Source organism: Pseudomonas sp. Tn43 (assembly GCF_014192635.1).
GTDB lineage: Bacteria > Pseudomonadota > Gammaproteobacteria > Pseudomonadales > Pseudomonadaceae > Aquipseudomonas.
Window position 1 is genome coordinate 389311 of record NZ_JACHYG010000006.1, and the last position, 21279, is coordinate 410589.

The 21279-nt window shown below is 60.0% G+C and carries 14 protein-coding genes and 1 tRNA gene; 8 read left to right on the forward strand and 7 right to left on the reverse strand.

Going from position 1 to position 21279, the window contains the following annotated elements; all coding sequences use genetic code 11:
• Positions 1-2: 2 nt before the first annotated feature.
• The gene (locus tag FHW68_RS18335) at positions 3-1517 is read left to right on the forward strand and encodes an ABC transporter substrate-binding protein (RefSeq protein WP_183682054.1); all 1515 of its coding nucleotides are present in this window, start codon (positions 3-5) and stop codon (positions 1515-1517) included.
• A 136-nt stretch (positions 1518-1653) separates the two neighbouring features.
• Here the strand turns inward: FHW68_RS18335 and FHW68_RS18340 are convergent, their stop codons facing one another.
• The 5 genes from FHW68_RS18340 to FHW68_RS18360 form a co-directional block, all read right to left on the reverse strand.
• On the reverse strand, positions 1654-2718 hold the full coding sequence (locus FHW68_RS18340; RefSeq protein WP_260296691.1) for a 2,3-butanediol dehydrogenase: 1065 nt from the start codon (positions 2716-2718) through the stop codon (positions 1654-1656).
• Between the two features lie 89 nt (positions 2719-2807).
• Positions 2808-3920, reverse strand: coding sequence for an acetoin dehydrogenase dihydrolipoyllysine-residue acetyltransferase subunit (locus FHW68_RS18345; protein ID WP_183682060.1), 1113 nt, complete (start codon positions 3918-3920; stop codon positions 2808-2810).
• On the reverse strand, positions 3917-4936 hold the full coding sequence (locus FHW68_RS18350; RefSeq protein WP_183682065.1) for an alpha-ketoacid dehydrogenase subunit beta: 1020 nt from the start codon (positions 4934-4936) through the stop codon (positions 3917-3919). Before FHW68_RS18350 ends, FHW68_RS18345 begins: the two co-directional genes overlap by 4 nt.
• A 32-nt stretch (positions 4937-4968) precedes the next feature.
• The gene (locus FHW68_RS18355) at positions 4969-5946 is read right to left on the reverse strand and encodes a thiamine pyrophosphate-dependent dehydrogenase E1 component subunit alpha (protein ID WP_095631147.1); all 978 of its coding nucleotides are present in this window, start codon (positions 5944-5946) and stop codon (positions 4969-4971) included.
• Positions 5947-5979: 33 nt separating this feature from the next.
• Positions 5980-7038 carry an ATP-NAD kinase family protein gene (locus FHW68_RS18360; RefSeq protein WP_183682068.1) on the reverse strand — a complete coding sequence of 353 codons (1059 nt, stop codon included), beginning with the start codon at positions 7036-7038 and terminating at the stop codon, positions 5980-5982.
• 359 nt (positions 7039-7397) lie between these two features.
• Here FHW68_RS18360 and FHW68_RS18365 point away from each other — a divergent pair, with 359 nt between their 5' ends.
• Both FHW68_RS18365 and FHW68_RS18370 read left to right on the forward strand, forming a co-directional pair.
• Positions 7398-9284, forward strand: a complete 1887-nt coding sequence (locus FHW68_RS18365; protein ID WP_095631149.1) for a sigma-54-dependent Fis family transcriptional regulator — start codon at positions 7398-7400, stop codon at positions 9282-9284.
• A gap of 110 nt (positions 9285-9394) precedes the next feature.
• Positions 9395-11395 carry a U32 family peptidase gene (locus FHW68_RS18370; RefSeq protein ID WP_183682071.1) on the forward strand — a complete coding sequence of 667 codons (2001 nt, stop codon included), beginning with the start codon at positions 9395-9397 and terminating at the stop codon, positions 11393-11395.
• A 197-nt stretch (positions 11396-11592) separates the two neighbouring features.
• Here the strand turns inward: FHW68_RS18370 and FHW68_RS18375 are convergent.
• Positions 11593-11667 (reverse strand) — tRNA-Gln (locus FHW68_RS18375).
• Positions 11668-11819: 152 nt separating this feature from the next.
• Here FHW68_RS18375 and FHW68_RS18380 point away from each other — a divergent pair.
• The 4 genes from FHW68_RS18380 (at position 11820) to FHW68_RS18395 (ending at position 18164) form a co-directional block, all read left to right on the forward strand.
• Positions 11820-12932, forward strand: coding sequence for a CapA family protein (locus FHW68_RS18380; protein ID WP_183682074.1), 1113 nt, complete (start codon positions 11820-11822; stop codon positions 12930-12932).
• A 366-nt stretch (positions 12933-13298) separates the two neighbouring features.
• Positions 13299-15038 (forward strand): dipeptidase, encoded by a 1740-nt coding sequence (locus FHW68_RS18385; RefSeq protein WP_183682079.1) that lies wholly within the window; start codon positions 13299-13301, stop codon positions 15036-15038.
• A gap of 242 nt (positions 15039-15280) precedes the next feature.
• Positions 15281-16090, forward strand: coding sequence for a diaminopimelate epimerase (gene dapF, locus FHW68_RS18390; RefSeq protein WP_183682120.1), 810 nt, complete (start codon positions 15281-15283; stop codon positions 16088-16090).
• A gap of 97 nt (positions 16091-16187) precedes the next feature.
• Positions 16188-18164 (forward strand): metallophosphoesterase, encoded by a 1977-nt coding sequence (locus tag FHW68_RS18395; protein ID WP_183682123.1) that lies wholly within the window; start codon positions 16188-16190, stop codon positions 18162-18164.
• Between the two features lie 89 nt (positions 18165-18253).
• Here the strand turns inward: FHW68_RS18395 and FHW68_RS18400 are convergent, their stop codons facing one another.
• Entirely contained in the window at positions 18254-19819 is a 1566-nt protein-coding gene (locus tag FHW68_RS18400; protein WP_183682082.1) for a carbohydrate porin, read from the reverse strand.
• Between the two features lie 168 nt (positions 19820-19987).
• Here FHW68_RS18400 and FHW68_RS18405 point away from each other — a divergent pair, with 168 nt between their 5' ends.
• A complete protein-coding gene (locus FHW68_RS18405; RefSeq protein ID WP_095630547.1) occupies positions 19988-21262 on the forward strand; it encodes an ABC transporter substrate-binding protein in 1275 nt (424 codons plus the stop codon).
• Positions 21263-21279 lie beyond the last annotated feature (17 nt).

Consider the following 21279-nt stretch of genomic DNA (forward strand, 5'->3'; position numbering starts at 1 on the left):
CCATGAGATCCAGGCATTTGAAATTGCTTGCAGCGGCCACATTGACCGCTTGCACCCTTGCCAGCGGCATTGCCCAGGCAGCCGGTGTACTCACCATCGGTTGCCGTGAAGAAAGCACCACGTTCGACCCGATCAAAAGCGCGCAAAACCGCGATACCTGGGTGTTTTCCAATGTCTACGACACGCTGATACGGGTCAACAAGGCCGGCAGCAAGATGGAACCTGGCCTGGCTGAAAGCTGGAAAGTCTCCGACGATGGCCTGACCTACACCTTCAAAATGCGCAAGGCGAAATTCTCCGACGGCTCGCCGATCACCGCCGACGATGCGGCATTCAGTCTGTTGCGCACTCGCGATAACAAGGCCTCGCTGTGGAGCGATGCCTACAAACTGATCGACACCGCGAAAGCGGCCGATCCGCAAACCCTGGTCGTCACCCTGACCGCCCCGTCGGTGCCGTTCCTTTCGCAACTGGCCTCGCCGACTGTGTCGGTGCTCTCGCAGAAGGCCATGACCCGCATGGGCGAAGACGCTTATGCCCAGGAGCCTGTGGTGTCAGGGGCATTCTTTGTCAAGGAATGGCTGCGCGGCGATCGCGTGAAGCTGGAGAAGAACCCGCATTTCTGGCAGGCCGACAAGGTCAGCCTGGATGGCGTGGAGTGGATTTCCATTCCGGACGACAATACCCGGATGCTCAAAGTACAGGCAGGTGAGCTGGATACAGCGATTTTCGTACCGTTTTCGCGCGTCGATGCGCTGAGCAAGGATCCCAACCTGACCATCCACTCCGACCCTTCCACTCGGGAAGATCACCTGCTGATCAACCATGAGCACGGGCTGCTGGCCAAGCCTGAAGTACGTCAGGCGCTGGACATGGCCATCAACAAAAAATCGGTGGTCGACACCGTCACTTTCGGCCATGGCCAGGAGGCTTACTCCTACATTCCCAAAGGCTCGCTTTACCACTACGCGGACAACTTGCAGCGTCCATTCGACCCGGTCAAAGCCAGGCAAATGCTGAAAGATGCCGGTGCAGCGGGCATGAAGCTGAATTACGTGGTCAACGCCGGCAACGAAGCCGATGAACAGATTGCCGTACTGGTTCAGCAGCAACTGGCGGCCGTCGGTGTGACCGCCACCCTGCAAAAGGTCGACCCCACCCAGAGCTGGCAGATGCTGGTCGACGGTGACTACGACCTGTCCGTGATGTACTGGACCAACGACATCCTCGACCCGGACCAGAAGACCACCTTCGTTCTGGGCCACGACACCAACATGAACTACATGACCCGCTACAAGAACGACAAGGTCAAGGATCTGGTATCAGCAGCCCGCATTGAAGCGGCCCCGGCCAAGCGTGAACAAATGTATGTCGACCTGCAGAAGATCGCCAAAAATGACGTCAACTGGATCGACCTTTACTACAGCCCTTACATCAACATTTCGCGCAAGAACATCGAAAACTTCCAGCAGAATCCACTGGGGCGTTTCTCTCTTGAGGAAACAGTGAAGAACTAAGCAATCGTTACGCTGAAGCATGGAAAAACAAAGGACCTCTTTTCAGAGGTCCTTTTTTTATGCCTGTAGCGGATGCTGAAAACCCGCATCCAGCACCCGCTGTCCAGATCCAGAAATTTCTATACAGGCTGCGCCATCAGACTCGAGCGGGGGACACGATGATTTTCACGTTGTGCTCCTTGTTGTTGACCAACTCCTCAAAGCCCTGCCCCACGATCTGTTCCAGCTGAATGCGCCCGGTTACCAGGGGTGTGATGTCCAGCCGGCCGTCGGCAATAAAGGCGATCACATCGGCGAACTCGCCGTTGTAGGCGAGCGCACCCAGCACCTGTTTTTCGGTGGAGACCAACTCAAAGAAATTGAACTCGCTGGGTTCCTCGAAGATGCCCACCAGCACACACATACCGGCCTTGCGGATGAGGTCAATAGCGAGCTTGGCCGTGTGTTTGTTGCCGATGCATTCGAAGCTGACATCCGCCCCAAGTCCGCCGGTCAGCCGCCGCACCTCTGCCAGAGCGTCACATTCATTGGGATCCAGCACATGGCTCGCCCCAACCTCCAGAGCCTTGGCCTTGCGCGCTCCTGACATTTCCAGGGCAATGACCTGGGCCGCCCCGGCAGCCTTGGCGCACATGATGGTGCATAGGCCAATGGTTCCCGCGCCAACCACCACCACATTTTTCCCCAGCACACTCCCGGCCTTTTTCACTGCGTGCATGCCCACGGCCAGCGGTTCGATCAGCGCCCCGGCCTCGGCGGGAAAGTTGGCCGGCAACTTGTACAGCAGATTGGCCGGCACGTTGACCAACTCGGCGAACGCACCATTGTTCATCAGTCCGGTGAAGGCCAGGTTCTCGCAGATGTTGTACAAGCCGTGGGTGCAGTAATAACAGGTGCCACAGTGCTGACAGGCGTCGGCTGCCACTGGCTCACCCACACTGAACCCCTCGACACCGGCTCCCAGTTCGACGATTTCACCACAGAACTCATGACCGAGAATGCACTGCCCCTTGATTCCGGTCAGCGGGTGCGGCGCCTCCACCGGAATGAACACCGGCCCGGCCACGTATTCATGCAGGTCGGAGCCGCAAATACCGCACCATTGCACGCGAATCTGGACCCAGCCCGCAGGTGGCGACACGGGCAACGGAACGTCTTCGACACGGATATCGTGACGGCCATGCCACACAGCGGCGCGCATGCGGCGGGTCGGATCAATTGAAAGGCTCATGTTGCTATCTCCTTGAAGTCGTTGGCCTTGGCGACCGGCAAGCGGTCGCCATGGGAGCATCAGTGTTGTTGCACAAAGTCCAGAATCAGCCGGTTGACCTGCTCGGCCGCTTCCATCTGCACCATGTGCGCCTGGCCCGGCAGGATCTCGACCCGAGCTGTCAGGCCAGCACTGTGGGCGGCAGGAATGATCGCGTCGTCACCGCCCCAGATCAGCAACACCGGCTGCCGGCTTTCTTGCACCACGTCGCGCAGATCGAACTGTTGCCGTCCTTCCTTGAACAATCCCGAAACCAGCTGGCGCAGGGCTGTGTCCACCCCTTCGAGGCGCTTGTACTTGAGCATGTCTTCGAGCATCTGCCGATTGACCAGTTCGGGGTCGGAGAACAGTTGCACCAGCGGTGGCTTGAGGGCATTGCGGCTGGCCGCCTCGACAAAACCTTGCAGGTAATCGCCGTTGATGTCCGCGCCCAGACCGGCGCTGCCGATCAAAGTCAGGGAACGAACCCGTTGTGGCGCCAGACGCGCTGTGTTCAGTGATACCGCGCCGCCCATGGAGTGACCCACCAAATGCGCTGAGGGGATGTCCAGGTGATCGAGCAATGCCAGCACCACGCCGCTCAGTTCATCCAGGTTTCCGTGCTCCAGTTGTTTGGTCGATTCGCCATGGCCTGGCAGATCCAGAGCAATCACCCGGCGTTCGGCAGCCAGTGCTTCATGATTGAACATCCAATTGTTCAGATCACCGCCAAACCCGTGCACCAGCAGCAACGGCACCCCGCCCTCACCGCGCTCGAAGTAACGGATCAGCCGCCCGTCCAGTTCGACCTTCTGCGGTTTCGGCCCAGTGTCTTCCTCGGCGCCGTCACCCGGCACGAACGTGGCCTGAAACTGCTCGATCACTGCATCGATTTCGGCCTCGCTGGCTTCGCCGTCGACCACGATGCCGAGCAACGCACCGACCGCAAGGGTTTCATCCTGGCGCGCGATCTGCCGACGCAGCACACCGGAAAACGGCGCCTCGACGCTGCTGGAAATTTTGTCGGTTTCCACATCGAGCACTTCATCACCCTTGGCGATCGCCTGGCCCTCCTCCTTGAGCCAGACATCGACCCGGCCTTCTGTCATGGACAAGCCCCACTTGGGCATTGTCAGGGTATGAATCTGGCTCATGAACGCTTGCTCCACTCGATCAACTTGAGCACGGCGTTCTCGATCTTCGCCGCATCAGGGATATAAAGGTCTTCCAGGGCGTCGGTGAAGGGCACCGGGGTGTGCGGCGCAGTCACCATCTCGATCGGCGCCTTGAGCGAGGCGAAGGCTTTTTGCGCCACCAGGGCCGAGATGTCAGTGGCCATGGAACAGCGCGGGTTGGCTTCGTCAATCACCACCAGGCGCCCGGTCTTTTCCACGCTTTCGAGAATGCTGTCTTCGTCCAGCGGGCTGGTGGTGCGCAGGTCGATGACCTCGCAGTCAATGCCTCGCGCGGCCAGGTTGCGGGCTGCATCCATCGCCGTATTGACCGTGCGCCCATAGGAGACCAGCGTCACGTCTTTACCATCGCGCAGGAAATTGGCTTCACCGAACGGGATGGTATAGAGCTCTTCCGGTACCTCGCCCTGCATGCTGTAGAGCAGTTTGTGTTCGCAGAAGATCACCGGGTCGTTGTCGCGAATAGCCTGGATCAACAGGCCCTTGGCGTCATAAGGAGACGACGGGCAGACGACTTTCAGCCCGGGGATGTGGGTCCACAGCGATGTGAGCATTTGCGAGTGTTGGGCCGCTGCCCGCAGGCCCGCGCCGACCATGGTGCGAATCACCAACGGAGTGGAGGCCTTGCCACCGAACATGTAGCGAAACTTGGCCGCCTGATTGAGGATCTGGTCCAGGCAGCAACCGGCAAAGTCGACAAACATCAATTCACACACCGGGCGTACACCACAGGTCGCTGCGCCTACCGCGGCCCCGACATAACCCAACTCCGACAGCGGCGTGTCCAGCACACGTCCGGGGAACTGGTGATAGAGGCCCTTGGTCACGCCTAGCACCCCGCCCCAGGCGTCGTTTTCACCGGGAGCACCGGCGCCGCCAGCGACGTCCTCCCCCATGATGAACACGCTGGAGTCGCGACGCATTTCCTGGGCCAGGGCTTCGTTGATTGCCTGCTGATAACTGATTTTTCTCGCCATGATGAAGGTCTCGATTCTTGTTATGGGGGCGTTCAGGGATAGGAAACGTAGACGTCGGTCAGCAGGTCGGCCGCGCTCGGCTTGGGGTCGGACTTGGCCTTGCGCACGGCATTTTCGATCAGCAGGTCCACTTCGCTATCGATCTGGTCCAACTGGCTGGCATTAATCAGACCGGTCCGGGTGGTGCGTTCGCGAAACTGCATCAGGCAGTCGTTGTGCTCGCGGAAATACTTGACCTCGTCCGGTGCCCGGTAGGTCTGGGCGTCGCCCTCGAAATGGCCGTAATAGCGGGTCAGCTTGACCTCGATCAGCGACGGTCCTTCACCGGCGCGAGCCCGCTCCACGGCGGCACCGGCGGCTTCATGAACAGCGAAAAAATCGAAGCCGTCGACGGTGACCCCGGGCATGCCGAAGCCGGCTGCGCGGTCGGCGATGTGATCGCACGCCACAGACCAGTTGGAGGCCGTGGCCTCGGCATAGCCATTGTTCTCGGCAACGAACAGGCACGGCAGGTTCCACACCGAAGCCATGTTCATCGCTTCGAATACCGCCCCTTCATTGGAGCCGCCGTCACCGAAGAACACCACCGCAACGCTGTCGGTACCTTTGAGTCTGGCGGCCAGAGCCGCGCCCACAACCAGCGGTGCGCCGGCGCCGACGATGCCGTTGGCGCCGAGCATGCCCTTCTCGAAATCGGCAATGTGCATGGAGCCGCCCTTGCCCTGGCAGACCCCGGTTTTCTTGCCGTAGATTTCGGCCATCATCCCGTACACATCAACGCCCTTGGCGATGCAATGACCATGGCCACGGTGGTTGGAGGCGATGCAATCATCATCCCCCAGGTGCGCCATGACACCGGCGGCCGAGGCTTCTTCACCGGCATAAAGATGAACGAAACCGGGAATCTCGCCAGTGGCGAACTCCACGTGCAAGCGCTCTTCAAAGACGCGGATGGTGCGCATCACCCGATAGGCATGCAGCAATTGATCAGCGGTCAGCTGTGTCGACATTTTTATTCTCCAGGGTGTCTTGAGGCTCAGGTTTCAAGGTGCAAGGTTCAAGGGGTGTTGCGGATGTTCACGGCCGATGGCCAGCAGCCGCTCTCGCGCTGCATAGGCCAGCGCCGCATTGACATCGATGCTCAGCGGACCGCCGGCATCGAGGGTAACGGTGGGTAAATCAGGGGCGTTGAATTCGATTTCCCGCTCGCCATCCAGGGCCAGGGTGCCGCTGGTCAGGCTCAGACCATGGGCAACGCCCGGTTCAAGACTGGCGGCGGCGAGTACGCCGCAGCCTTGCAGCAGGCCGGGCGCCAGTGGCACCAGCAACGCTTCGCAAGAGTGCGGATCAAGGCGCATCCAGGCGCCATTGGGGGCTTGGCGCGATACCGGAAACCACAAGCCACAGAGCGCCGAAAGGCCAATGGACTGAGGTTCGGCGAAGGTTACAAACACCTCCGCCAGATCGATCCCACGGCTGATGGCGCGGGCACCGATAAACGGCAGCGAGGACACCGCCACGTCCACCAAGGCCACTTCGCACAGATCGCGGTTCGCAATCCGCACCAGCAGACGTTTATTGCGGCGCAAAGCGATTTCGGGTGGAATCCGCCCGCTGGCGAATAACCCGCCGGCCAGCCCGGCACTGGTGGCCTCACGCAGTTCCGGAAAGGCATTGTTGGTCCCCGTCGACAGTGTCAGCAGTGGAATGTCGCCGACTTCTGCAGCCACCGCTTTGTGGGTGCCGTCACCGCCAAGTACGGCGATCAGCGATACGCCGCGTTCAGCCATCCAGCGCGCAGCCTGGCGGGTGTCCGCCACGCTCTGGCGCAAGGTAAGGTCGAGGAACTCCAGGGTAGGCCAGTGGCTGTCACGCGCCTGGCGGCCATGACTGTTCTTCAACACCGCGGCGGCGATACCGGTCATGTCGGTGGGCATCAGCACCCGCTCGACACCGGTGGCACCAAAAGCTGCCAGCAAACGCTGGATCACCGAGACCTTGTCGGTGCTGGAAAACAACCCGGCATTCGCCGTCAGGCGCCGTACATCCCGGCCGGACGCGGGGTTGGCAATGATGCCGACGGTCAATGGCAAGCGACTCATGCCAGCACCGCGGGTAGAACAGGGAAAAAGCCTCGGCAGGAGGACATAGGGCACCTCTTTTTATTATCGGGTTGCCAGCGCACTGGTTGCTGGGGCTACGTTTCAGGGGCTAGAGCAAAGCCGGTGCCAGATTTGCAAAAAAGCGCCAGGAGGCCTGTTCCAGAGCGGCTCCGACCTGAGTCCATGAAGGTTGGGATCACGCTCGATTGAGACGTCCCATGTCAGCCGGCACCGGGTCGTGGTGAGACCTTGAGACGTTGCGTCTCACCGCCGTCGTGAGTGAACCGATGCTTGTCGAGCGTCCGTGAACGGCGCTTAATGGCCGCACAACTAAAAGAACATCGAACCGGAGACCTTAAATGCTTTCCGCCCACTCGAAGGCGCACGTGGATTGCGTCAGCCGTGTTTTGAAGAACGCAGCGCACCTGCCGCAGCTGCCCGTGCCGGACTTGATTCTGGACTCCTGGCGCCGCTCCATGGAGCAGCACCACCTGGACCCCGGCTCATTACAAGGGCCACGGATCCTTTCGCAAAACGTGCTGCAAGAGTGTCAAGAACGCTCAGAGCTGTTCCTGCGTATCGCCAGCGAAGAAGTCGCCCGCCTCCATGGTCGGGTGCGCGATGCCGACTACTGCGTGTTGCTGACCGATGCCCAGGGCCAGACCATCGACTACCGCGTGGAAAGCGCGATCCGCAATGACTGCCGCAAAGCCGGCCTGTACCTGGGCACCTGCTGGTCAGAAGGTGAAGAAGGCACCTGTGGCGTGGCCGCGGTGCTGACCGCACGGACGCCGGTCACGGTGCATAAGCGAGATCACTTCCGCGCCGCTTTTATCGGGCTCACCTGCTCTGCAGCGCCCGTCTTCGACCCTCGAGGCGAACTGCTCGGCGTGCTCGATGTGTCCGCGGTGCGCTCTGCGGATGACCGCCGCTCGCAACACCTGATCCGGCAAATGGTGGTGCAGAGCGCGCGGGAAATAGAACAGGCGTTTTTCATGAGCAGTGCCCAGGGCTACTGGGTGCTGCGAGCCCACAACAGCCCGGGCTACGTCGACAGCCAACCCGATTACCTGCTCGCCTGGGACGATGACGGACGACTGCAAGCGCTGAACCCCGCGGCGCGGCAGTGGCTGTCGCAAAGCTTGGGTCGAGTGCCGGAACACATCGACCACGTGTTCGATCAACAGCTATTGCATCGGGCCAGGGACGAATCGCTTTGCCTGTTTCACTGCCAGGGAGCCCGCCACACCTTGCATGGCCGACTCAACGCGCCACGGCGGATCAAACGCACCCCGGCGCGTCGGGTACTGTCCCCCGCCGAACTCGACCCGCGACTGGAAGAAAGCCTGCGCCTTGCGGTACGGGTCAAGGACCGCAATCTACCGGTGCTGATCCAGGGAGAAACCGGTTCTGGCAAGGAAGTCTTCGCCCGCCAACTGCATCAGGCCAGCTTGCGCCGTGATCGACCATTTATCGCGCTGAACTGCGCAGCGATTCCCGAAAACCTCATCGAAAGTGAGCTGTTTGGTTATGTGGCTGGCGCCTTCACCGGTGCTTCGAGCAAAGGCATGCAAGGTCTGCTGGAACAGGCCCACGGCGGCACGCTGTTTCTCGATGAAATCGGTGATATGCCCCTGGCCCTGCAAACCCGCCTGTTGCGGGTTTTAGCCGAGGGCGAAGTGGCGCCTCTGGGAGCGTCGCGAAGCAAAGCGATCGACATTCAGGTCGTCTGCGCGAGCCACCGCGATCTGCAAGCATTGGTGACCTCTGGGGAGTTTCGCGAGGACCTGTATTTTCGCCTCAGAGGTGCGCGGTTCCAGTTACCGCCGTTGCGCGAGCGCAGCGATCGGCTGGCCTTGATCAACCGGATACTCGAAGAAGAATCGTCGGCCTGTGGAATAGCGGTACAACTGGGAAGCGCTGCGCTGGAATGCCTGCTCGGCTATCGCTGGCCGGGAAATGTGCGCGAACTGCGGCACGTACTGCGTTACGCCTGTGCGGTGTGCGAGACCCATTTGATTCAGTTGAGTGACTTGCCGGAACAACTGCTCGGCCACCGACTCAATGATCCCGCTTCAGCTGACACTGTGGAACGCTGCGCCAGTCCGGAACGCCAGGCACTGATCGATGCCCTCGTGCGTCATCGCTGGAAACCCACCGCCGCGGCCAAGGCTTTGGGCATCTCACGGGCAACGCTGTATCGACGGGTGCATCAACATGACATCGACATGCCTGGCAGAGGCTGACCACAGTTTCATCCGGTTGCCGCTCGTCAGCGGAGGGGCCTGTGGGTGCTGATCAAGCATTTCGCCGCTACAATGCGCACCTCGACCGTGACAAGCCCGACTAAAAAAATATGTCCCTGCCCAAACATCATCTGGAACTGCTTAGCCCCGCCCGCGATGTGGCCATCGCCCGCGAGGCCATCCTGCATGGCGCCGACGCCGTGTACATCGGGGGCCCGAGCTTCGGCGCCCGCCACAACGCCTGTAACGAGGTGAGCGATATCGCCCAATTGGTGGAATTCGCCCGTCGCTACCACGCCCGGGTGTTCACCACCATCAACACGATCCTGCACGACAACGAGCTGGAGCCGGCGCGCAAGCTGATCCACCAGTTGTACGACGCCGGCGTCGACGCGCTGATCGTCCAGGACCTGGGCGTGATGGAGCTGGACATCCCGCCGATCGAGCTGCACGCCAGCACCCAGACCGACATCCGCACCCTGGCGCGGGCGAAATTCCTCGATCAGGCCGGCTTCTCCCAATTGGTACTGGCCCGCGAGCTGAACCTGCAGGAGATCCGTGCCATCGCCGACGAAACCGATGCGGCGATCGAATTCTTCATCCACGGCGCGTTGTGCGTGGCGTTCTCCGGCCAGTGCAACATCTCCCATGCGCAGACCGGCCGCAGCGCCAACCGTGGCGACTGCTCCCAGGCTTGCCGCCTGCCCTACACCCTCAAGGACGAAAAAGGCGGTGTGATCGCTTACGAAAAACACTTGCTGTCGATGAAGGACAACAACCAGAGCGCCAACATCCGCGCGCTGGTGGAAGCCGGCGTGCGCTCGTTCAAGATCGAGGGTCGCTACAAAGACATGGGCTATGTGAAGAACATCACCGCCTGGTATCGCCAGCGCCTGGACGATGTCCTCGAAGACCGCCCGGACCTGGCTCGCGCGTCCAGCGGCCGCACTGCACACTTCTTTGTGCCCGATCCGGACAAAACCTTCCACCGTGGCAGCACCGACTACTTCGTCAGCGACCGCAAGATCGACATTGGCGCCTTCGACACACCGACCTTCACCGGCCTGCCGGTAGGCGTGGTGGAGAAAGTCGGCAAGCGCGATCTGCTGGTGGTTACCCACGAACCGCTGTCCAACGGCGACGGCCTCAATGTGCTGGTCAAGCGTGAAGTCGTGGGCTGGCGTACCAACATCGCCGAGCCGAAGGGCGAGTTCGAAGAGGACGGGGAAAAGCGCTACCGCTACCGTGTGGAGCCCAATGAGATGCCAAACGGGTTGCACCAGTTGCGACCGAATCACCCGTTGAGCCGCAACCTGGACCACAACTGGCAGCAGGCCCTGCTCAAGACTTCCGCCGAGCGCCGGGTCGGTGTTGCCTGGGTCGCTCGCCTGCGTGAGGAGCGCCTGGAGCTGACCGCCACCAGCGAGGAAGGTGTCAGTGTGAGTGTCACCCTGAACGGTCCGTTCGGTCTGGCCAACAAGCCGGAGCAGGCGCTGGAGCAACTGCACGACCTGCTCGGCCAACTGGGTACTACTCAGTATCACGCCACGGCGATCGAACTGGATGCACCGCAGGCGTATTTCATTCCCAACTCGCAGCTCAAGGCCTTGCGCCGCGAAGTCATCGAAGCGCTGACCACAGCCCGCATCAAAGCCCACCCTCGTGGTGGTCGCAAGGCCGAGATCGAGCCGCCACCGGTGTACCCGGAGTCGCACCTGTCGTTCCTGGCCAATGTCTACAACCAGAAAGCCCGGGACTTCTATCACCGCCACGGCGTCAAGCTGATCGACGCGGCCTATGAGGCTCACGAGGAGACCGGCGAGGTGCCGGTGATGATCACCAAGCACTGCCTGCGTTTCTCCTTCAACCTCTGCCCCAAACAGGCCAAGGGCGTTACCGGCGTGCGTACCAAAGTCGCGCCGATGCAACTGGTGCATGGTGATGAGGTGCTGACGCTGAAGTTCGACTGCAAGCCTTGCGAAATGCACGTGATCGGCAAGATGAAGGGGCACATCCTTGACTTGCCGCAACCGGGCAGCGCGGTAGAGCCGGTCGTCGGCTACATCAGCCCCGAGGAACTGCTCAAGACCATCCCTCGCGCACCCCACTGAGTGACTGGCGAGCGCGCCGCTACGGCGCCGCGCTCGCTGCATTGGCAAGGCTGAACGTTAAAGACATCACCCTGAGGGATTGGCAGGCATAAAAAAACGCCAGGCCGGATCGGCGTTGGCGTTTTCTTTGTAGATGACTCTCCAGGACTCCCGCACTACCTGCCGGCGGAGCCATACTTGGATGAGTATCAGGAAAATGGCAGGGGCGGCTGGATTCGAACCAACGCATGGCAGGATCAAAACCTGCTGCCTTACCGCTTGGCGACGCCCCTGTATCTGTAGCGAATGCCCTTGCCCTATAAACCCTGTAAGGGTTGCTGCAAGAACGGGCGGCAATTTATCAACTTTCTCATCGCCTGGGAAGGCCAACACAAAAATATATTTGTTTTAAAACAGATGCTTACTCTTGATGCTGGAGGGTGCCATGGCAACTGATACTGACTCCCTGAAGCTGTTTCTCGCCGGCGACGTCATGACCGCCCGTGGCATTGACGCCATACTGCCGCATCCTGGCGATCCGCAGCTTTATGAAGACTACGTCAAGAATGCCGGCGTTTATGTCCGGCTGGCAGAAAGACTCAATGGCCCGATTCCCCTCCCCGTCGATTTCACTTATGTCTGGGGCGCCGCATTGGATGAGTTTGAACGTCGCCAGCCACACGCACGCATCATCAATCTGGAAACAGCAGTGTCCCGCCGTGGACGACCGGCGCCAAAAGGCATCCATTACCGCATGAGCCCGGAGAACTTCCCGGTCATCAGCGCAGCCGGCATCGACTGTTGCGTGCTGGCCAACAATCATGTGCTGGACTGGGGAGCCGCCGGCCTGGTCGATACGCTGGATACCTTGTCGAGCAACGGCATGCGCAGCGCCGGCGCCGGGCACAACCGGCAATCTGCCGAGGCACCCGCCGTGTTGCCACAGCCTGGCGGGCGACGCTTGCTGGTGTATGGCCTCGGCGCACCTGACAGCGGCATAGCGTCGGACTGGGCCGCCACGGACAAAGGCGCAGGCGTTGCGTGCCTGGAGGATCTGTCGAAGCACAGCCTGCGCCCTGTGGTCGAACGAATACTCCGGGACAAAAAACCACGGGACCTGGTGGTCGTCTCCATTCATTGGGGCGGCAACTGGGGATTCGATATCCCACGCGAACAGGTCCGGTTCGCCCATGCCTTGATCGATGAGGCCGGAGTTGACCTGGTGCATGGACATTCCTCGCACCACATCAAGGGCATTGAGGTGTACCGCGAACGCCTGATTCTCTATGGCTGCGGTGATCTGCTGAACGACTACGAAGGCATCGAGGGCCACACAGCCTTTCGCGGCGACCTGGGGCTTCTGTACTTTGCCTCGCTGGCCCCGAACGGGCACCTGCAGTCGCTGGACCTGGTCCCCACTCATTTGCGTGGCTTTCGCATCTGTCGCGCCGAAGGGGATGACCATCAATGGCTGCACGACACCCTTGCTCACGAGTGCGCACGCTTGGGCAGCAGCATCTTGCCGGGGGCGAATAATGCCTTCGAGTTGCGTTGGTAAGAGCGCCACGACGCAATCCATGTACCAGCTGCCGAGCCTGCGAGGCTGCGTTTGGCTGCGTAGCAGTCGTGAGTCCGACAGATGCAGTCTGCCTGACACACCACAATTTCTGATTTTACTCTGTGGCGAGGGGGCTTGCCCCCGTTGGGTCGCGAAGCGGCCTCAAAAGCTTTACGACTGCTTCGCAGCCGAACGGGGGCAAGCCCCCTCGCCACAGAAGCAAGCCTGCGTCACTTTTGCATTTTTGTGCGAAAAATCCTACTTCAGGGACTCCCGTACCACTCCTTGGTGGTGTTAGTTTGGCAACGTTTCTGACTCATCGAGCAGATATTTCTTACAACCTGCCTGCAAAGGAATGCCCCAACAATGGATTTCTCACTCAAGCACCTGGCCGCGACCACCCTGATGGTGGCCAGCCTTTCGTCGTTCACCACCTCAGCGCACGCCAACATCACCCCGCAACAGAGCGCGACCATCCTCAAGACCTTCAGTGACACGTCGGTCACCGATTTCAGGCAATTCCTGGGACGCCTGGCCAAGAGCGACCTTGCCCACGCCAGCGATCTCGGCCCGGCAATCAGTGCCTTCCAGGGCAACAAGCCGCTTACTGCGGAACAACAGAACGAGATCCATCGCCTGCTCGGCCTCTATGCACGGGTGAAATACGGCAACGCTGCCACCGAGACTCTGCGCGAGCTGGTGGCAATCCCGACCTTCCGCGTGGACGGCGTTGCCCAGCATGACAATCCCGAATTCATCAAGATCGCCAACAAGCTCAAGGGCCTTGCCCAAGCGTTCAACCTGAACTTTCGCAACATCGACAACCGCGTCTATGAAATCTCCCTCGCGGGCAATGGCGACGAAGTCGTAGGTATTCACGCGCATGCCGATGTGGTGCCCGTGACGCCAGAAAACTGGGTCTTGAAAGACGGCACCCGACTCGACCCGTTCAAAGTCACCCTGGTCGGCGACCGCCTGTATGGCCGGGGCACTGAGGATGACAAGAACGGTATCGTGGTGGCGCTTTACGCCATGAAGATCATCAAGGAAGAGAAGCTGCCGCTGGCGAGGAATTTCAAGCTGCTGATCGACACCACCGAAGAAACCACCGGCGACGCCATCCCTTATTACTTCGAAAAGAATCCGACACCCAACTACAACCTGGCGCTGGATGGCGGCTATCCGGTGGTGATTGCCGAGAAAGGCTATGGCACCGTCATGGCCAGTTTTCCTCGTCGCGCCGCACAGGGCAAAGGCGCCGAAATCACAGCAATGACGGGCGGCCTGGCAACCAACCAGATTCCATCGACGTCGGTCGCCACCCTGGTAACTGCCAAGCCCGCCGAATTGGCTGCCAGCCTGCAGAAGGCAGGTAGCGATTATGCCAAGCGCAATGGCGGTAACTTCGAGGTGAGCGCCAAGGTCGTCGGCAAGGACGTCAAACTGACCGTCACCGGCGTTTCCGCCCATTCCTCCGAGCCCGAATCAGGCGTCAACCCGGTGGCAAGGATGCTGGACTTCATCAACAGCCTCGACGGGAAGGTCGCGCTCAAGCACAACCACATCACCGATGCCGCCCGCTACGCCGCCGACAACTGGGGGCTGGACTACCTGGGTGGCAAATTGGGAGTCGGCTTTTCCGATGACTTCATGGGGCCGCTGACCGCCTCCCTGACCTACATCGGGATGGATGAAAAAGCCTTCAAGCTCGCGGTCAACCTGCGGGTGCCCAAAGGCAAATCCCCGGAAGTGCTCCAGACCGAAATCGCCGACAAGCTTGGCACCTGGAGCAAGAAGACCCAGATTGCGGCGGCCTTTGACTACTCGATCGCCGAGCCGATGCACCGCAACCCTGAGGGCGAATGGGTCAAGGCCCTGCTGGCCGTGGCCAGCGAAAACCTCGGCATGGAACACAAGTTCGGCACCTCTGCCGGCGCCACTTCGGTCCATGAGCTGCCCAATGGCGTGCAATTCGGCCTGGCCAGGCCCGAGGTCAAGTACACCGGCCACAACGACAACGAGTTCAAGACCGTCGACCAGTTCTTGCTGGACCTGCAGATCGTGACCGAAATGTTCGGGCGCATCGGGCAGATGCCGACACTCTGACTCTTCCCCTTTCGGACCCGCTATTGTGGCGGGTCTGTCAATCAGTCAAGACGTCATGTTATCCGTAGCAGCTGCCGAGCCTGCGAGGCTGCGCAGCAGTCGTGAGTCCGACAGATACGGTCTGCCTGACACACACCATAATTTCTGGTTTTACGACTGCTTCGCAGCCGAACGCAGGCTCGGCAGCTGCTACAACGGGTGCGTCACGGCTGAAATTGCCTGGAATTCAGTGGGATCAATTTATGTCGCTAAGTTTTCATAAAATGCACGCCAATGGCGATGACTTCGTCATTGTGGACTCGCGAAATTCGGCCAATCCAATGACAAGCGCCATGGCCAGGCGCATGGGTGATCGACATCGGGGAATCGGGTTCAATCAACTCGCGGTAATGCTCGATTGCGATGATGCCTTTGCGCGCCTGATGTTCTGGAATGCCGATGGCTCCACCCTGGATGCGTGCGGCAGCGCAACCCGGGGCGCCGCGGATAGGCTGATGCGCGAATCAAATACTACATCGATAACACTGCGAACCAACCGTGGCCTACTCACGTGTGAGCGAACTTCAAGCGGTGCGATTTCCGTCAACATGGGGGAACCGCTTTTCGGCTGGGCGCAAATTCCCCTGGCGCTGGAACTGGATACGGCTGTTTTACCCCTGGCGGGTGACCCGGCAGCGACCAGTATGGGCAATCCGCACTGCACCTATTTCGTCGAAGATCTAACCGCCATCGATATCGCGACCCTCGGACCAACCATTGAAACTAACCCGCTATTCCCCCTCAAGACGAATGTGCATTTCGTCCAGATCATTAATCGAAAGCACATTCGATTGCGTATCTGGGAGCGCGGAGGCGGGATTCCACTCGGTTCAGGCTCCTGCTCTTGTGGCGCCGCTGTTAACGGCATTCGTCGTGGCTTGTTAGATCATTGCGTTGAGGTCGAATGTGATGGCGGCACTGTAACGGTTCGATGGGATGGCGTGGGACCTGTCTTTCTCATCGGGCCGGTAGAGACAACGTTTTCTGGAACCGTTCACGACAACGTCTCCTGAACCGGCAGCTATCGCGTAACTGACCTATTCTGAATCGACCGACAAAAGATCATCCTTTTGCGGTACCTGAACTCGTTACAGCAATGGAGGCTGGATGATGAAGGAGCATTCGATTGAGTTTCGCGCTGGAGAAGTGCGTACGCCGCACACTCCGCCCCTCGCCATGACCCGTTCCACCCACTCTTCCACGCTCAATAGCCGCATCGAGCTTTATACCCAGGAGGCGATGGTCAACTGGCTGGGTCCGTTGCAACTGATGCGCACGGGCATACAAACGGCTGTCGCCACCACGATGGGAGCCTTCGCCGACCCGCGCGAAGTGCTGGCGATGCTCAACCCCCGGGACTCTAACCCGCCCATCCAGGTGGTTGCCGACGGTGACGTGTGGATCGATTATCTGGCCGATACCGGCGATGGCTGGGACTCCACCTACTCGATGGCGCTGTGTGTCAGCCAGGCTGTCGAGTTGCCGGAACACCAGCGCTCACTGCCGCGCGGCGACGTGCTGCTGCTCGGCGGCGATCAGGTCTATCCCACGCCAGCCGGCAATGGGTATCGCACCCGTTTCCTTGACCCCTTCCGCGCCGCATTTCCCGCGCCGGTACCCAAGGAACGCCCGGATGACCAGGCCCAGCCCGTGCGGCAGCCGGGTGCGCCGTGGATATTGGCGACGCCCGGCAACCATGATTGGTATGACGGTCTGCGCGGTTTCTCCCAACTGTTTTGCGAGCAGAAGCCCATCGGCGCCTGGGAAACCCGTCAGCGCACCGGTTACTACGTGCTGCAGTTGCCCAATGGCTGGTGGGTCTGGGGCCTGGATCTGCAGTTTGAATCCATGATCGACCGCCAGCAGAAGCAATACTTCCAGCAGATGCACGCCAAATTGCAGCCAGGCGATCGCGTGATCCTCTGCACACCCGAGCCAAGCTGGGTGGACGAGGCCGAACGGCTGGCACGGGAAGACAGCAAGGCCTTGCCCTCGATCGAAACCCAGACGCCGCGCTTTCGCAGCCTGCGCGAGATCGAGGAACTCTTGGGTGACCACCTTGCGGTAGTCCTGGCCGGCGACTCACACCATTACGCGCGCTATCAGCCAAAAGCGGGCACCCCGGCGCCGCAGCGCATCACCTGCGGAGGCGGCGGCGCCTTCTTGAATGCCACCCATCACCTTCCCGATCCGCCCAAGCCGATCAACGTGGGCGGAACCCGCCAGCATTACGAGCTGGCGGCGGTCTATCCGGCCAAAAAGACCTCCGAGCAACTGCGTAACCGGGCATGGCGGCTGCCTACCCGCAATCTCTCGTTCTGCGGCATGCTGGCCATCTTGTATCTGCTGTTCGACTGGATGGTACAAAGCGCAAGCACGGTGCCCCACCCGGCACGAGGCAACCGCAGCCTGATGGACGTATTGTCCGACCTCCAGGCATCTGTTCCCAACATCAGCGAAGTTTGGCGACATCTGCTCCTGGTCTTGTCCCACAGTCCTTCGTCGGTGATGTTCGCCGTGATCATCGTGCTGGGTTGCGCCGTGTTCTCTGCCGCCGGGGTCAAGCGCACCCGAAAGCTCGCCTATGCCATTGGGGCTGTTCACGGGGTCCTTCATCTGGCACTGGCAATCGGCCTGCTGTGGTTGATGGGCCGTGTCAACATCCACTACCTGCAGCTGGAGGTTGAAAACCTGCACCAGGTTGTGTTGTTCCTGGCGGAGACGCTGGTGCTCGGCGGCAGTTTGGGAGGCCTGTTGTTCGGTGCCTGGATGGTGATGGGCAATACCTTTTGGGGGCTGCACAGCGAGGCGGTTTTCTCTTCGCAGTGCATCGCCGACCACAAATGCTTCCTGCGCATGCATTTCAAAGGCGACGAACTGACCATTTATCCACTCAAGCTGGAGAAGGTCTGCCGGCGCTGGTCCCTGGGATCGGGAGTCGCCAAACTGGCAAAGGTACAGCGCACCTGGAGGTTGCGGGCAACACCTGAAAGCACTGGCCCGCGCTTCGTGCCAGCCTCGGGGGCGCTCGAACTGCAACTGATCGAGCCGCCGATCGTGATTCAACGTGGAAAAACCGCCTCATGAACGCTTCGTAGGCGCCAGGCTTGCCGGCGAAGGCGTTTTCAAAGACACCTTCGCCGGCAAGCCTGACGCCTACACAGATGAAGCCGACATCAGAACCAGGTTTCCATCTGTATGCCGTACTGCCATACACCGCCGGCGTTGAAGTCCGACTTGCCGAAGTTGTCTGTGGAACTGTATCCGTCCAGATCCGAAGACCAGTTCATCAGGCTTGCGAACACTCGCAATTCAGGGCGTGTGAGCAGGTCTCCAACGTCAGGTTTGAATGTCGGGGCAATCGTGAATTTCCAGAAGTTGCCATCGACCGCATTACGTTGCATGTAGCCCTTGGGGTCGAGGTCCATGGTTTGCCAGCTCATCTCGTAGGCCATCTCGAAATTGCTGTTGATTTCATTGGCTAACCGCACGTTCAACGTCATCCAGCGATAGTCGTCACCCTTGACGTATCTGTCCTTGCTTTGTTCGGCCAGCAAACTGGGGCCTATGCGCCAGCCGGGGGCAATGGGCGTCTCGCCGTAAAGCGCCAGACGCAACGCGCGGGCATCGTCAATCAGCTCGCCATCCGCACCGATGTTCTTGACCTCTGCCCCCAGGCCTTGCCCGTAGAGCAGCGCTGTTTTAAAGAAGCCTTCGCGGCCGAAAAAGTCTTTCTGGTGATTGGCCAGCATGCTGTGCAAGCCGGAATCCGCAGGCGTCAGGCCCGCTTCATTGGTGCGAGTGGCAAAGTCGTTTTTCTTTGAGCCAATGCCGTTGAACATCCACTGCCACTGACCATCATCGAAGAACTGGTTGGAGGTCAGGATGTAGCTTTCCACATCGGCATTGACACCGCCCTCACTGAAATCCCCATAGTTGCGCCCCATCAAGGAATAATTCGAGCGCCAGTGCTTGTTCATCTGCACATCGTAGATACCCCCTCCGGTGCCAGCCAGGTAGACGACGTCCGAGTCCAGCCAGTGGATATCGAAGTTGTCTCTGTCGAATCGTTTGCCTGCCCACAGGGTGGAGTTCTCGAACACTGAATTGCCCTTGAAGGCGGCGAGATGATCGAGCTCGGTAAACACCTGACGCACGTTCAGATTGCTCTCGTCGGCGGTCCAGTCGTTGGAGCTTTCCACACCGTCGGCGATGGACACGGTGAATTTGGAACGGGTGCCGTTCTGCGCGTAGATTTCTTTCGCCAGGTCTATGCGCATGTAGGTGTCGTCTTCGTTACCGAGTCGCCCGACGGCACCACCGACTGAACCGGCAGGTGTTGTGTAAGGGCCGCCACGACCACCGCCCAGCCCATCGTTGATCAGCAATCCGGAGCGGGCGTAACCCTTGAAGCTGAAACCGTCAGTCAGGTGTCCGCTACTGTCTTGCTTTTCCATGCTTTGCTGGCGGGCTTCGAGTTTTGCCAGTCGAGTGTCCAAAGTAGGCGCCGCAGTGGCGGCTGCAGTAGACGCCGCCGGTTGCAAGGCAGGAGTCGCCAGTTTGATCTGCTGCAATTCCCTGGCGAGTGCCTGGGTTTGCTGCTCGGCTGCGGCGGCGCGTTTTTCCGCAGCGGCGGCACGCGCTTCAAACGCGGCCATTCGTTGTTCCAGAGTCGCGGCTTGAGTGGTCGCCGCCGAGGTGCCGAGCACGCCTGCGAGTAGCCAGCTTGATGCTTTCTGCATGGGGATTTCCTGTTTTGTTTTTATTGTTTGGTCCTGCGACCGACCTTTTCTGTCGAGAGTCGTGATTTGCCAAAATCGACGAAAAAAAGGATGCCTCATCGCAAATACGCTGCTACATTTGGCGATGTTAACGTTAACTTTTCTAAAAACAAAAATAAAGAGGGCTTTATGAAACAGCTCAAATCTCTTCTTCCAGCAGCACTGCTTACCCTCTGCGCCGGGCTTCCATCCCTCTCGAGCGCCGCCGATTTGACGATCTCGTGCGGGGCGGTAGGTGCGGAGTTGCAACTCTGCAAAGAGGCTGTGCAGGCGTGGTCGAAACAGACTGGCAACAACGTCGAGGTGGTTTCCACGCCTAACTCGGCAACCGAGCGATTGTCGTTCTACCAACAGATCCTCAGTGCGCAGTCCAGCGACATCGACATCATTCAAATCGATATGGTGTGGCCGGGGATGCTGGCCAAACATCTGCTGGATCTGCGCCAGGTGCTTCCCGCCAACGCGACCCAAGGCTATTTCCAGGCACAGGTGGACAACGCCACGGTGAACGGACGGCTGGTGACGATGCCGTGGTTCACTGACTCGGGCCTGCTGTATTACCGCAAGGACTTGCTCGAGAAGTACAACCAGCAGGTGCCCCAGACCTGGGAGGAAATGACCGCTACCGCCAAAACTATTCAACAGGCTGAGCGCACCGCCGGAAACCCCAATGCCTGGGGTTATATCTTTCAAGGGCGCGCCTACGAGGGCCTGACGTGCAATGCGCTGGAGTGGATCAGCAGTCAACCGCAAGGCGGACTGGTCAATTCACGAGGCGACATCGTGGTCAACAGTCAGGCCTCAAGAACAGCGTTGACCCTGGCCAAAAGTTGGGTCGGCGACATCTCCCCGCCCGGCGTGCTCAATTACACCGAAGAAGAAGGCCGGGGCGTGTTCCAGTCGGGCAATGCGCTGTTCATGCGTAACTGGCCGTATGTCTGGGCCCTGGTGCAAAGCCAGGACAGCGCTGTAAAAGACAAGGTCGGGGTCGCTCCCCTGCCCCGTGGCGGCGAGACCGGCACCCATGCATCCACCCTCGGTGGCTGGGGCCTGGCGGTATCGCGTTACAGCGCTCATCCAGAACTGGCCGCCGAATTGGTGAGCTACCTGACCAGCGCCCGAGAGCAAAAACATCGTGCCCTGATCGGTGCCTATAACCCGGTCATCGAGTCGCTGTATCAAGATCCAGACCTGCTCGCGGCGATGCCTTATTACGCTCAGTTGCACAGCATTCTCAACGATGGGGTCATGCGCCCCGCCTCCATCACTGCCGATCGCTATCCACGGGTCACCAATGCGTTCTTCGATCGAGTGCATGGCGTGCTGGCGGGCGAGTTGCCTGTCGATCAGGCACTGGCCGATCTGGAAAGCGAACTTACACGTATCAAACGCCGGAACTGGTAAGCCACAAGGAAGGAAAT

Excerpts from the sequence above, each read along its gene's own strand:
- FHW68_RS18370 (WP_183682071.1), top strand. The coding sequence starts at position 9,395 with ATGTCCCTGCCCAAACATCATCTGGAACTGCTTAGCCCCGCCCGCGAT.
- FHW68_RS18345 (WP_183682060.1), bottom strand. The coding sequence starts at position 3,920 with ATGAGCCAGATTCATACCCTGACAATGCCCAAGTGGGGCTTGTCCATG.
- FHW68_RS18385 (WP_183682079.1), top strand. The coding sequence starts at position 13,299 with ATGGATTTCTCACTCAAGCACCTGGCCGCGACCACCCTGATGGTGGCC.
- FHW68_RS18355 (WP_095631147.1), bottom strand. The coding sequence starts at position 5,946 with ATGTCGACACAGCTGACCGCTGATCAATTGCTGCATGCCTATCGGGTG.
- FHW68_RS18365 (WP_095631149.1), top strand. The coding sequence starts at position 7,398 with ATGCTTTCCGCCCACTCGAAGGCGCACGTGGATTGCGTCAGCCGTGTT.
- FHW68_RS18360 (WP_183682068.1), bottom strand. The coding sequence starts at position 7,038 with ATGAGTCGCTTGCCATTGACCGTCGGCATCATTGCCAACCCCGCGTCC.
- FHW68_RS18395 (WP_183682123.1), top strand. The coding sequence starts at position 16,188 with ATGAAGGAGCATTCGATTGAGTTTCGCGCTGGAGAAGTGCGTACGCCG.
- FHW68_RS18350 (WP_183682065.1), bottom strand. The coding sequence starts at position 4,936 with ATGGCGAGAAAAATCAGTTATCAGCAGGCAATCAACGAAGCCCTGGCC.
- dapF (WP_183682120.1), top strand. The coding sequence starts at position 15,281 with ATGTCGCTAAGTTTTCATAAAATGCACGCCAATGGCGATGACTTCGTC.
- FHW68_RS18380 (WP_183682074.1), top strand. The coding sequence starts at position 11,820 with ATGGCAACTGATACTGACTCCCTGAAGCTGTTTCTCGCCGGCGACGTC.
- FHW68_RS18400 (WP_183682082.1), bottom strand. The coding sequence starts at position 19,819 with ATGCAGAAAGCATCAAGCTGGCTACTCGCAGGCGTGCTCGGCACCTCG.
- FHW68_RS18340 (WP_260296691.1), bottom strand. The coding sequence starts at position 2,718 with ATGCGCGCCGCTGTGTGGCATGGCCGTCACGATATCCGTGTCGAAGAC.
- FHW68_RS18335 (WP_183682054.1), top strand. The coding sequence starts at position 3 with ATGAGATCCAGGCATTTGAAATTGCTTGCAGCGGCCACATTGACCGCT.
- FHW68_RS18405 (WP_095630547.1), top strand. The coding sequence starts at position 19,988 with ATGAAACAGCTCAAATCTCTTCTTCCAGCAGCACTGCTTACCCTCTGC.